Genomic DNA, 12,422 nt, shown 5'->3' on the forward strand with positions numbered 1-12,422 from the left:
CGGCTGGGGGATTGTTGCGTCACCCTCGATCACAGGTGGGCGATCACAGGTGCGCGGTCACAGGTGGGCGGCCAGCGTGGCCTCGGCGGCCAGCCCCACGGCGGCCTCGCCCCCGACGATCCTGATCCGGTCGACCGCCGCGTCGGCCAGCAGCTGGTCGGTCACCGCTGTCGAGCCGGTGTCGTCGACGAGCACCAGCATCCCGTCCCGGCGGGCGGCGATGCCGGCGGACAGCGCGTCGGGGAACCGGGTGGCGCTGGCCGCGTAGGCCGTGGTCCGCAGCCCGGCCGTCCGGGCGAACGCCGCCGCCGTCGCGATCCGGTCCCGCCCGGCGATCCTCGTGACCGCGAGCCCCTGTTCGGTGATCTCGGCGGCCACGTCCTCGCTGACGGCCGCCGGTCCGCCGGCGATGACCACCGACGACGCGCCGAGGTCGTCGATCGCCTGTCGGCAAGTCGCCGACAGGGCCGTCGGGGCGGTCAGCAGTACCGGGATCCCGAGCACGCCTGCGGCCAGGGCGTCCGGGAACCGGTCGGCCGTGGCGACGACCACCCGGTCGGCCCGGTCCGCCAGCGTGCGCGCGACCCCGGCGGCCAGCGCCACCGGGTCGTCGACGTCGACGCGGCTGGTCGGCGCGATCCCGGCCAGCACCCCCTCGATGGCGGCCGACACCTGCCCCGTCGACCCGGCGACGACGATCCGGTCGGGGCCACGGCGGCGCAGCTCCTCCTCCGCGACCTCGTCCAGCGCCTCGCCCAGCACCAGCGCCAGGGCGTCGGCCAGCGCCGCGCCGGCCAGGGCACCGGCCCACTCCAGCCCGCTGGCGACGACGACCGTGCCGCCCGTCCCGCCGCCGTGCGCCGACACCGCCGCCGCGGTCCGGACCCGGTTGCTGCCGGCGATCCGGCCGAGGTCCACGACGCGGAACTGGCTCATCATGTCGTGGTCCTCGTGCTCGAGGACGTGGCAGTGGTACATGAAGTCGCCGAGGTGGTCGGCGAACCGGGCGTCGAGCTCGACGGTCTCGAAGGCGCGCACCAGGACGGTGTCCTTCCAGCCCTCGTCCTCGGGCCGCAGCGGCAGGGCCACCCCGCTGCTGGTCCGCTGCCGCACGAGGAAGCTGACCAGGTGCAGGTGGATGGGGTGGCCGAAGGACGTCGTGTTGACCAGGCGCCAGCGTTCGACGGCGCCCAGCCGCGCGTACACGTCACGGATGGCGTCGTCGAACCCGTGCCCGTTGAGCAGGAAGCGGCCGCCGTGTTCGTCGAGGGTGATGGTGCGGACGACCTCCGGCGGGTCCAGGTCGGGGGCGGGGCCCAACGAGGTCGGCAGGATCGCGGGCTCCGCTGGTCCCCCGGTCACGTCGACGGCCATCAGGTCGCCCACGCCGGCGTCGAGGATGACCACCCGGTCGCCGTCGCCCATCCGGGACAGGTCCAGCAGCAGGTCGACGCGCTCCGACGGCCACACCTCCACCTCCCCCCTCGAGGCAGGGGTCGCCAGCAGCCCCCCGTCGGTGCCCACCTGCACCAACGGCATGCCGTCGGCCCGGCCCAGCCGGTAGGGCCGGGCGTTGGAGGCGTTGAGGATCCGCAGCCGCAGCAGGCCGGGCTCGACGGTCAGCACCGGCCGGTCGACGCCGTTGACCAGCACGACGTCGCCGAGGAACCCCGTGTGCCCGACGGGGTCGTAGACCAGCTGGCCGTCGGCGTCGAAGGTCTTGTCGGTCAGCGCCACGGGGATGTCGCGCTCGTCCCCGTTGGGCAGGCCGAGGCCGTCGTGGGCCTGGTCGACCAGCAGGTAGCTGCCGGCCAGGCCCCGGTAGACCCGTTCCGCGGTCCGCATCAGCAGGTGGTCGTGGTACCAGAGGTGGGCCGCCCGCTGCGCGTTGTCGAAGGTGTACCGACGCTGCCCACCGGTGGGGATCAGGTCCCGGACGTGCCCGTCGTGCGCGGCCGCGACATGGGCGCCGTGCAGGTGCAGCACGGCCGGTTCGTCGAGCTCGTTGACGACGTCGATGTCGACGACCTGCCCGGGCCGGGCGATGACGGTCGGCCCGGGGAAGGTCCCGCCGAAGGTCAACATCGTGGTTGCTGCGCCGGGCAGCAACGACACGGCCGTGCGTGTCACCGGCAGGACGACCGGTTCGGTGCCGGGACGCACCGTCGGCGGGATCGGCAGCGGGGTCGTGAAGGCCTCGGCGCGCAACGTCGCGGGGGTGCGACGGCGGGCCGGCAGCGCGCAGCCAAGAGGCTGATCGGAGCGGCTCGAGACGGACCCCCGGTACCCGAACTGGAGGTGCCCTGCCCCTCCGACGATGCCCCGGATCAGCGATCGCCGAGAAAGCACGACACGACGATATCTCAACGGTTAACGTCATGGATCTCGGGCGGCGAAGGTGCGTCAGCACCAGGGCTGAGGGGCTTCCCCCGACACCGTTCGAGGAGGGCTTGATCACACCCCGGCAACGGGCGGGCGACCGCATTTTTCCGGGGACACGAACGAAGGGGACTGTCATGCAGAGATTCGTCCGATCCGCCACGGCCGTGCTGGCCACCGCGCTACTCGTCCTGTCGGTACTGGCGGGGCCCGCGTCCGCGCAGGCCACCGAGATCAGCATCATCGAGTTCGCCTACGAGCCCTACGACGCGGTCGTCGAGCTCGGCACCACGGTCGAGTGGACCAACAACGGCACGGCGACCCACACCGTGACCGCGGCCGATGGATCGTTCGACAACCTGTTCAACCCCGGAGACACGTTCTCCTACACGCCGGAGGAGGCGGGCCAGATCGGCTACTTCTGCCGGTTCCACGGGTCCCCCGACGCCGGTCAGCGCGGCTTCCTCACCGTGTACGAGGAGGGCACAGAGGCGCCCGAACCCCAGGTCCCCCCGACCGCGGAGTTCACCACGGTAACCGCCACCGACGACAGCAACGTCGCCGCGGCGATCGCCTGGACGTCGCTGCTGGACGGTCCGCAGGAAACGGTGCTGCTGGGCCGTGACGACGACTTCGCCGACCTGCTGGCCGCCGGTGCCACCGGCCGGCCGTTCCTGGTGACCCCGACCGACGCCCTCGACGACCGGGTCCTGGCCGAGCTGCAGCGCCTGACCGCCCAGCAGGTCGTGGTCGTGGGCGGCACCGCGGCCGTCAGCGAGGACGTGGTCGGCGAGCTCGAGGCGGCCGGCTTCACGGTCACCCGCGTCGCCGGTGACACCCGCATCGAAACCGCGATCGACCTTGCCGACCGGTTCTTCGTCGCCGGTGGCGGGTTCGCCCAGCCGCCGTCGGACACACCGCAGCCCGGCGCGATCATCGCCCGCGCGTTCGGCACCGAGGACAACCCGACGGCCGGCTTCGCCGACTCCCTGGGCGCAGCGTCGGCCGGGGCCAACATGGGCATCCCGATCCTGGTGGCCGGGCCCGACGGGCTGCCGGCAGGTGTCGGCTCCTTCCTGGCCACCAACGGCATCGGCCACGTCGTGGTCGTCGGTGGTGAGGCCGCTGTGCCCTCGGCGGTGACCGATGGCCTCGACGACCTCGGCATCACCTGGGAACGGGTGGCCGGGGCCAGCCGCGACGGCACCGCTGCGGCGCTGATGGGTTACATGGACGGCCTGGGAGTCCAGTACGGCAACGTCGTGCTGGTCGACGGGTTCAACGACAACGCATGGGCACAGGGCTTCGGCGCCTCCGCGCTGCGGTCGGCCGTGCTGCTGACCAACGGGCCGGACGTGCCCGCGGTCACCCAGGACGCCCTGGCCACGTTCGAGAGCTCGGTGCTCCTGACGTTCTTCGGCGCCCGGAACGTCCGCTGTGCGCCCGGTGTCGACGAGGCCGCGTGTGACGTGGTCGGGGCCGTGGTGTTCACCCCGTTCATCAGCCCGGCGTCCGTCATCGGCATCCTCGAGGGCGACAACGAGGTCCCCGACGGCGCTGGGGCCGGCAACGGCATCGGCGGGCTGGCCCGTCCGTCCGACGGCGGTGGCATGTGCTGGGCCTACGACACCCTGCTGGTCGACACGATCACCGGTGCGCACGTGCATCGCGCGGCGGCCGGCGAGAACGGCGACGTGGTGATCCCCCTGGGCGTTCCGGGACCCGGTGACCACGAGGCCAACGGCTGCCTGCTCGATGTCGACCAGGACCTGGTCGACGAGATCTTCGCCAACCCCGGCGAGTTCTACATCAACGTGCACTCCGAGGAGTTCGGTGGCGGCGCGGTCCGGGACAACCTGTTCGCGTTCGACGAGTTCATCGTCGCCGACCTGTCCGGCGACCAGGAGGTCCCCGGTCCGGGTGCCCCGATGGCCGGCGGCGTGTCGTTCCTGACCGTCAACGACGAGGACCAGGTCTGCCACCTCACCATCGCCGGTGGGCTGGAGGGTCCGGCGACGGCCGCCCACATCCACACCGGTGGGGCCGACGAGTCCGGCGACGTCCTGCTCGCGCTGTCCGTCTCCCCGGCAGGCATTCCCGTGCATGCCGACTGCATGGAGGACACCACACCCGATGTGCTGTCCGCCTTCCTGGCCGACCCGGCTGGCCACTACGTGAACGTCCACACCGACGCGTTCCCGGCAGGCGCCATCCGCGGACAGGCCAACCCGCAGTACATCATCCCGTAGCCGGGTGATCGAGGTGGGCCGGGACCTCGCGTCCCGGCCCGTTTCGTGTCCGGGGTGGTTCCCGCTCACGACTGGCCCGCCGAGATCGGCATCCGGACACGATTGTGGCGAGGGGTGCACCCCTGCTCCCGCCCCTACGATCGTCGCCGGTCACCAACCTCCCGGGTTTGGCATCCGGCCACGATTGTGGCGAGGGGGGCACCCGTGCACCGGTTCCTACGATCGTCGCCGGAACTCAACCCCTGGGGAGGGTGGGACGTCGGACATGGTGAGATGCCACCACTTGTCCATGACCACCGACCCCGATCCGTGCCGCCGGTGACTGCCACGTCGCTGGAGCAGGCCTTTGCCGCCCACCATGCCGGGGCGGTGCGGCTGGCCTACCTGCTGTGCGGCGACCACGAGCAGGCCGAGGACGCCGTGGCCACCGTGTGGCTGAAGGTGCACCGCCGGCTCGAACGCGGGCCCGTCGACGACATCGGCGCCTACGTGCGTCGGGCGGTCGTCAACGAGGTCAACTCGTGGTTCCGCAAGCTCGGCGTCCGACGCCGCGAGGCAGCACGACGCAAGGGCGACCACCGCGGCACCTACGGGCACGACGAGCGGATCGCCGACGCCGACGCCGTCCTCCACGCGCTGGACCAGCTGCCGTCGAGGACGAGGGCTGCTGTGGTCCTGCGGTACTACGCCGACCTGTCGGTGGCCGACACCGCCGCCGCACTCGGGGTCAGCGAAGGAACGGTCAAGTCCAGCGTGTCGCGAGGGCTGACCACCCTGCGGGGGATCATGGAGGAGGACGAGCGATGAGCGACCGTCACGACGACACCGGCCGCACCAGCACCGACAGCACCCAGCCGATGACCGCATTCGAGCAGCGGCTGCGGGAGGGGTTGCACGCCTCCGCCGCTGCCGTCCAACCATCACCGGACGGCTGGCGACGGGTCCAGCAGCGCCGGCGTCGCCGACGCACCGTGCAGGTCGGTGGCCTGGCCGTGGCCGGCGCCGCGGCGGTGCTGGCCGGTGTCATGGTCCTGGGCAACGTGCCCGACACCTCCATCACCTTCGACCCGGGTGTCGGCGACGCACCCACCGCCGATGTCGCGCAGGACGTTCCGGCCGGGCCCGCGACCGACGCAGCCGCCATCGTGTACACGGATGCCGACGGGGTCCACATGATCGAACCGGACGGCACCCCCGTCGTCACCGGCCTCCTCGAGACCGACGGGGCGGTGACCGACCTGGCCGTCCTTCCCGGCGGTACCCCCAGCGCGTTCACGTTGGTGATCCGCACCGAGGACGCCGCCGGCTGCGGCCAGCTGTCCTGGACGACCCTCGGCGTCGACACGGGCTGGTCAGTCGGTCCCACGGACGACAGCACCGACGAGCTCGGGGTTCTCGTCCACGGCACCGAGACCAACCCGGTCGATCCCGGCACCACGACCTGCGCCGGCGCGCCGGTGTTCGCCAGCGACGGGTCCGCTCTCGCCTGGCTGACCAACCCTGCCGGGCCGGGCGAGGCCAGCACGCAGGTCCGGGCGGTCGCCTGGGCCGACCGCTTCCCCGAAGGCGAGGTGCAGGCACTCGACACGTCGTTCCCGGGCGCCGACCCACAGGCCGTCGCGTGGACCGTCGTGCCGGGCCAGCCGGCCGAGAGCCGGCTGCACGTCCGCATGATCGGGCCCGACGGCGACGCCGCGGTCGAACCCGTCGCGGTCTCCTTCGAGGACGGCACCCTCACGGTCGAAGACGTTCCGGTCCTGGTGGGACAGTCGGCCCGTGGCATCCCGCGCGTGCTGGACACCGACGACGGGTGGGTCGTCGGCAGCGACAACCCTGCGGTCTCGACCGACGAACGACCGCTTGTCCACGGCTTGACGACCACCGGCATCGACGTGCAGGCCACCACGACCGAGCTGACCTGGACTCCGGGCGACCCGCTGTTCCTCGACGGCCTCGGCAACACCGCGGTGATGGGCAACGGCGCCGTCACCGCCCTGACCGTGCTGGCCAACGGCGGGCTGACCACCACGGTGGATCTCCCCGAGGCGGTCTCGGCCGCCCTCCTCTCCAAGGACGGGACGTCATCAACGCCAACCGCGGCACCAACCCCGACCGTCCCGCCCGAGCCGAGCCCCACCGCACCTGGAGGACCCACGACCTCCCCCACGGACCTCGGTCCTGCAGAAGCCGAGGAGGACGGGACACCCGAGCTCGCGGCGGCCACCGCCGACCGGCTGCGGGTCCTCGCCGAGAAGGGCGACTGGGCCGCGCTGGGCGCCATGGTCCCCGAGGACGGCTTCACCGCGAGCTTCGGCGCACCGGCGGATCCGATCGCGTACTACCAGCAGCTGCAGGCCGAGGGCACCGACGTGCTTGGCATCCTCGCCGACCTGCTCGCCGCGCCCGGGACCCCCGTGCCCGACACCGACCTGTGGGCGTGGCCCCGCGAGTTCGTGCAGGACGAGGCGTACTACGGCTGGCGGGTCGGCATCGCCGAGGACGGCACCTGGCGGTACTTCGTGGCCGGGGACTGACCCCTCGGTCGACAGCCGTGGAAAGAAACCGAGGAAATTCTTGTCAGGCTGTCTGTTCCGACCCGCCGCCGTTCGTGGCTAGGGTGACGGCGCCGAACCGCGGCGCCGCAGCACCAAGGGAGAACGACATGCCGCAGCAGTACCTCTTCGCCGTCCACCACGTCGAGGGCGAGGCCCCGCCCAGCGCCGAGGAGATGGAGCAGATGTTCACCGACGTCGGTGCCTTCAACGAGCGCGTGATGGACGAGGGCCGTTGGGTCTTCGGCGGCGGCCTCGAGCCCCGCGAGACCGCGACCGTGGTTCGCGCCGCCGACGGCGACCACGTGATCACCGACGGTCCCTTCATCGAGGCCCGCGAGTACATCGGTGGGTTCTGGGTCCTGACGGCCGAGGACCTCGACGAGGCCCTGGCGCTGGCCAAGGACGCCGCCACCGCCTGCCGGGGCCCGGTCGAGGTGCGCCCCTTCCAGCCCGAACCCGAGGAGTAGGTGCCCGACCTGCAGCCAGCCCAGCTGCAGCAACCCGAGCTCGACCGGATCTTCCGGGCCGAGTACGGGCGGTGCGTGGCGACCCTCCGCCGGGTCCTGGGCGACCTGGACCTAGCCGAGGAGGCCGTCGCCGAGGCGTTCGCCGTCGCAGCCGACCGCTGGCCCGTCGACGGCGTTCCGCCCAACCCCGGCGGCTGGATCACCACGACGGCCCGCCGCCGGGCCATCGACCGGATCCGGCGACGCCGGGTCGGCGAGGACCGGCAGCGCCGTGCCGTCGTCGAGGACATCGCAGGACTTGGAGGTGACGACGTGCCGTTCGAGGACCCCACGGAGGACGACCGCCTTCGCCTCCTCTTCACCTGCTGCCACCCGGCCCTGTCGATAGAGGCGCGGGTGGCCCTCACCCTGCAGGTCCTCGGTGGCCTGCGGACCGACGAGGTCGCCCGGGCGTTCCTCGTCAGCGAGTCGACGATGTCGCAGCGCTTGGTCCGCGCCAAGCGCAAGATCAGCGCCGCCCGCATCCCCTACCGGGTGCCCGATGACGCCGAGCTGCCCGACCGCCTCGCCGGGGTCCTGGCGGTCGTCTACCTGATCTTCAACGAGGGCTACGTCGCCACGACCGGGCCGGACCTGGTGCGCGACGACCTCTGCGACGAGGCGGTTCGCCTCGGCCGGCTGCTGGCGCTGCTGATGCCCGACGAGCCGGAGGTGCTGGGGCTGCTGGCACTGATGCTGCTGCTGGCGTCGCGTCGGGGCACCCGCACCGCGGCCGACGGGTCGTTGGTGCGGCTCGCCGATCAGGACCGCTCCCGCTGGGACGTCGCCCTGATCGCGGAGGGGCAGGCCCTCGTCGACCGCTGCCTGCGCCGTGGACGGCCCGGCCCGTACCAGATCCAGGCGGCCATCAACGCCGTGCACAGCGACGCCCCGACGATGGCCGACACCGACTGGCGACAGGTCCTGGCCCTGTACCGGCAGCTGGAGGTCGTGGCGCCGAGTCCGGGTGCGACGATCGGCCGGGCGGTGGCCACCGCCGAGCTGGAGGGCCCGGCCGCAGGGCTGGCCGTCCTCGACGAGCTCGGCGACGCCGCCCACCATCCCGTGCACGCGACCCGGGCCGAGCTGCTGCACCGCCTCGGTCGCACACAGGAGGCGCGCGCGGCGTGGACGACCGCGGCCGACCTGGCCACCAACGAGGCCGAGCGGACGTTCCTCCTCGCCCGTGCCCGCTCCCCAGAGGCCGCCGACGACGTCAGCTGACCTCCGGGATCAGTCGTCGGCGACCAGCCGTTCGGCGACGACCAGCCAGACGTCGGGGTCGATGCCGAGGCTGAAGTGGGTCGAGTCGACCTCGACGTGCTCCACGCCCTTGGTGTGGCGGTCCACACAGGCAGGCCAGGCGACGATCCGGTCCTTGCGGGTGAAGATCGTCGTGACGGGCATCGTCAGCGGCCGCTGCTCCTCCCGCGCCCGTTGCCGGTCCAGCAGCTGCTGCATGGTGGCCTCCGCCATCCGTCCGGAGAACACCGTGTAGGCGGGCGGACCGGCGATGGGGCTGCCCATCGTGATGACCCGCCGGACCAGGTCGGGCACGGTGCGGGCCACCTCACGGGCGATCACCCCACCCAGGCTCCAGCCCACCAGCGCCACCCGGTCACCGGTGTGGTCGGCCAGCGTCCTGACCGCCTCGACGGTCAACGGGACGTCGCGCGGCAGGTCGCCGGAGTTGACGCCGCCGCCCCAGCCGACGGCATGGTGGCCACGCCGCCGCAGGTAGGTGCGCAGCGGCGCCATCGACGCCTCACCGGTGCGCCAGCCGGGGATGTCCATGACCGGCCGGCCGCTCCCCTTCGGTGCGGCCGCCAGCCGACGCGTCGCCAGCCCCAGCCGTAGCGGCTGCACGGCCGACTGCGCCTCGATCCACAGGCCCTGCCTTCGCGGCCCACGGTTGGGGTGCGGAAGGTTGGCCACGTCCTCTGGCGTCAGGATCGGCATGCGCCCATTCTCACCACGCCGTCCACCGCCGGCGAAAACGAGGCGAGGCCCGGACGGATCCGGGCCTCGACAACGTGTTCTGTGCTACGCGGCGGTGTCGCTCAGCGCACGGCCACGGGAGGGGTGCCGCAGCTTGGAGAGGGCGCGGGCCTCCAGCTGACGGATGCGCTCGCGGGTCAGGCCGAAGTAGCGGCCGACGTCGTCCAGGGTGCGGGCCTCGCCGTCGAGCAGGCCGAAGCGCAGCTCGAGGATGATGCGCTCGCGCTCGGGCAGGCCGGCCACGACGTCCAGCAGCTCCTGGCGAGCCAGGCCCTTGGCGGCGACCTCCATGGGGTCGTCGGCGTTGCGGTCCTCGATGAAGTCGCCGAGCTCGGCGTCGCCGTCCTCGCCGACCGGGGTCTCCAGCGACGTGGGCGTGCGGGCGTAGGTCAGCAGCTCCTCGACGGTCTCGACGTCCTCGCCGAGCTCCTCGGCGAGCTCCTCGATCTGCGGCTCGCGGCCCAGGGCCTCGGCCAGGTCACGCTGCATCGACAGGGCACGACGGACGCGCTCCATCATGTGGACGGGCAGGCGGATCGTGCGGCCCTTGTCGGCGACACCACGTCCGACGGCCTGACGGATCCACCAGGTGGCGTAGGTGGAGAACTTGTACCCACGGCGGTAGTCGAACTTCTCGACGGCACGCAGCAGGCCGAGGTTGCCTTCCTGGATCAGGTCGAGCAGGGGCAGGCCCTGGCCCTGGTACCGCTTGGCGACGCTGACGACCAGGCGGAGGTTGGCCTGGACCAGGCGCTCCTTGGCACGGCGGCCGTCGTTGCGCACACGGTTCAGCTGACGCTTCCGCTTCGCACCCATCTTCTCCGTGGCACCGAGCACGCGATCGGCTTCGAGTCCGGCTTCGTACCGCTTGGCGAGGTCGACTTCCTCCTCGGCCGTGAGCAGTGCGGTTCGCGCCATCTCGCGCAGGTACAGCTGCACATGGTCGTGCAGCGGCATTTCCTCGATGATCTGGGCCACGTGGGGCTCACCACTCCTCGGTGTCGTGTGGGGTGTCGGCGACCGCTGGCATCCGGGAGCACGTCGACGCTGTCGAGGTGGTTTCCGGCTTCCGCAACGGAACGGCGCATCAGTTTCTGTTGAGTTCGTCACCCTCAGGCGGTATTCCTGCTGCGGGCTTGTTCGACGGTTGGATGGGTTGCCGGTCCGTTTCTCCAGCGTAGGTGTCCCCCGAGTGATCGGCCACGGAGCGTGGACCTTGACCACGAGGCGGCCCGTCCTGGCCACAATGACTGAACCCTGCACCTGGATCAAGCACCTATTTGGCCGACGATCCTCCATATGTCCGGCCGGGCGCTACCGTCAACGCTGACGGGCCGGCCCGTCGAGGTCGGCGCGTGACTACACAGCGCAGGCGCGGACCGGTACGGTTTGCCCCGCCCGCCCGAAGGGCACCAACAGGCCGCTCGCCAGCGACACGGCAGGGACACGCGAACCGATGAACAGGACAACCGACCGAGAGCCACCGCTGGCGCGGCTGGTGGGACGCCGCCCCAACAGGGGGGCCACGGACGCCGCCAAGGTCGTGGTCACCGACCTGCAGCAGCTGCTCCGCGCCGAGATCGACCTGGCCAAGGCCGAGATCGCGGAGGGCGTGAAGTCCAAGGCCATGGGTGCCGGCTTCTTCATCGGCGCGGCCATCATCGGCTGGCTCGCCATCCAGGCGTTCCTCGTCTGGCTCGGGTTCGTCTTCGCCACGTTCATGCCGGCGTGGGCGGCCAGCGGGCTGGTCCTGCTGCTGCTGATCATCGCGATCGCGCTGCTGGGTTACTTCGGGATGCAGAAGATGAAGGCCGAGCTGTCGCTGAAGCAGTCCTCGGCATCGCGTGAGGAGTCCAAGCAGGCGGCCACCGCCGCGGTCGACCAGGCCAAGGTCAGCGCCAAGCAGGGTGTCGACGACGCCAAGACCACGCTGGCAGAGACCTTCGCCGACGTGAAGCAGCGCCTGACCGGCGGGTCGAAGGGCCCCGAGCCGATCGGCCCGGGCGACGCGGCCCGCACCTCCTCCCCCGCCGTGGAGGCCACGACCTCCCCCGCCCACACCAGTCCGGCCGCCACGATCCCCGCTGACCCGCGCTCCGCCGCGCTTGGTCGCCCCGACGCCTCCGCGGTCCCACCCGCGCCGCCGGCGAAGAAGCCCCCGGCCGGCCCGCAGGGCGCAACGCAGCCCATCACGACGTCCGAGACCGACCCGACCGAGGGGCCCTCCTCGTGACCGACGATCACCTGCCGGCGATGCCCGAGGGGTACCTGCCGGACGCCCTGACCCCGCTCGACAAACCCGAGCTCGCGCCCCAGGTGGCTGCCGTGGAGGCAGCCCGTCGCAAGCTCGTCGCCGATATCGACATGCTGGACTCCGAGGTCCGGCTGGAGGTGCTGTTCCGCATGGAGTCCTTCGCATGGAAGGCCGTGGCCGGCGTGGCCGCCGCGGTAGCCGGCCTGGCCACCACGAAGGTCCTGGGCTCCGTCTGGGCCAAGCTGGTCCCCGACCACGACCCGCCCAAGAACCCGGTCGACCCCGACATCTCCGCCAAGGACGCGATCCTGTGGACCGCCCTGACGGGCCTCGGTGTCGGAGTTGCCACCGTCGTCGCCCAGCGCGGGGCGGCGACCGGCTGGATCAAGGCCACCGGCCGCAGGCCCCCGGCGCTGGACAAGACCGCCTCCGGCAAGGCGCACGACAAGGACTGACCGCTGCTGGGCGGCCGGGCGGCGGC

General features: G+C 72.1%; 9 protein-coding genes and 1 pseudogene. 7 read left to right on the forward strand and 3 right to left on the reverse strand.

Annotated elements, in window-relative coordinates; all coding sequences use genetic code 11:
- Positions 1–57 precede the first annotated feature (57 nt).
- Positions 58–2,208 carry a multicopper oxidase domain-containing protein gene (locus tag DVS28_RS17210; protein WP_114592554.1) on the reverse strand — a complete coding sequence of 717 codons (2,151 nt, stop codon included), beginning with the start codon at positions 2,206–2,208 and terminating at the stop codon, positions 58–60.
- 308 nt (positions 2,209–2,516) lie between these two features.
- Between DVS28_RS17210 and DVS28_RS17215 the strand changes: the two genes are divergently transcribed.
- From DVS28_RS17215 to DVS28_RS17235, 5 genes are all read left to right on the forward strand, one after another.
- Positions 2,517–4,628 (forward strand): CHRD domain-containing protein, encoded by a 2,112-nt coding sequence (locus tag DVS28_RS17215; protein ID WP_164710677.1) that lies wholly within the window; start codon positions 2,517–2,519, stop codon positions 4,626–4,628.
- A 318-nt stretch (positions 4,629–4,946) separates the two neighbouring features.
- Positions 4,947–5,435, forward strand: coding sequence for an RNA polymerase sigma factor (locus tag DVS28_RS17220; protein WP_164710678.1), 489 nt, complete (start codon positions 4,947–4,949; stop codon positions 5,433–5,435).
- Positions 5,432–7,162, forward strand: coding sequence for a hypothetical protein (locus DVS28_RS17225; protein ID WP_114592557.1), 1,731 nt, complete (start codon positions 5,432–5,434; stop codon positions 7,160–7,162). Before DVS28_RS17220 ends, DVS28_RS17225 begins: the two co-directional genes overlap by 4 nt.
- Positions 7,163–7,290: 128 nt before the next feature.
- Positions 7,291–7,650 (forward strand): YciI family protein, encoded by a 360-nt coding sequence (locus DVS28_RS17230; protein ID WP_114592558.1) that lies wholly within the window; start codon positions 7,291–7,293, stop codon positions 7,648–7,650.
- On the forward strand, positions 7,651–8,913 hold the full coding sequence (locus tag DVS28_RS17235) for an RNA polymerase sigma factor (protein WP_216826111.1): 1,263 nt from the start codon (positions 7,651–7,653) through the stop codon (positions 8,911–8,913).
- A gap of 9 nt (positions 8,914–8,922) precedes the next feature.
- On the opposite strand, the gene DVS28_RS17240 is transcribed toward DVS28_RS17235, so the two are convergent.
- Positions 8,923–9,648 carry a lipase family alpha/beta hydrolase gene (locus DVS28_RS17240; RefSeq protein ID WP_114592559.1) on the reverse strand — a complete coding sequence of 242 codons (726 nt, stop codon included), beginning with the start codon at positions 9,646–9,648 and terminating at the stop codon, positions 8,923–8,925.
- A gap of 84 nt (positions 9,649–9,732) precedes the next feature.
- A complete protein-coding gene (locus DVS28_RS17245; protein ID WP_108668283.1) occupies positions 9,733–10,665 on the reverse strand; it encodes a sigma-70 family RNA polymerase sigma factor in 933 nt (310 codons plus the stop codon).
- Between the two features lie 478 nt (positions 10,666–11,143).
- Between DVS28_RS17245 and DVS28_RS30265 the strand changes: the two are divergent.
- Both DVS28_RS30265 and DVS28_RS17255 read left to right on the forward strand, forming a co-directional pair.
- A pseudogene (locus DVS28_RS30265) lies at positions 11,144–11,536 on the forward strand (phage holin family protein); the annotation flags it as partial.
- A gap of 380 nt (positions 11,537–11,916) precedes the next feature.
- Positions 11,917–12,396 carry a DUF4235 domain-containing protein gene (locus tag DVS28_RS17255; RefSeq protein WP_114592562.1) on the forward strand — a complete coding sequence of 160 codons (480 nt, stop codon included), beginning with the start codon at positions 11,917–11,919 and terminating at the stop codon, positions 12,394–12,396.
- The last annotated feature ends 26 nt before the right edge of the window (positions 12,397–12,422 follow it).

It is taken from the genome of Euzebya pacifica, assembly GCF_003344865.1.
GTDB lineage: Bacteria > Actinomycetota > Nitriliruptoria > Euzebyales > Euzebyaceae > Euzebya > Euzebya pacifica.

Bases quoted from the DNA above. Each gene is read 5' to 3' on its own strand.
- DVS28_RS17225 (WP_114592557.1), top strand. From the start codon at position 5,432: ATGAGCGACCGTCACGACGACACCGGCCGCACCAGCACCGACAGCACC.
- DVS28_RS17230 (WP_114592558.1), top strand. From the start codon at position 7,291: ATGCCGCAGCAGTACCTCTTCGCCGTCCACCACGTCGAGGGCGAGGCC.
- DVS28_RS17240 (WP_114592559.1), bottom strand. From the start codon at position 9,648: ATGCCGATCCTGACGCCAGAGGACGTGGCCAACCTTCCGCACCCCAAC.
- DVS28_RS17215 (WP_164710677.1), top strand. From the start codon at position 2,517: ATGCAGAGATTCGTCCGATCCGCCACGGCCGTGCTGGCCACCGCGCTA.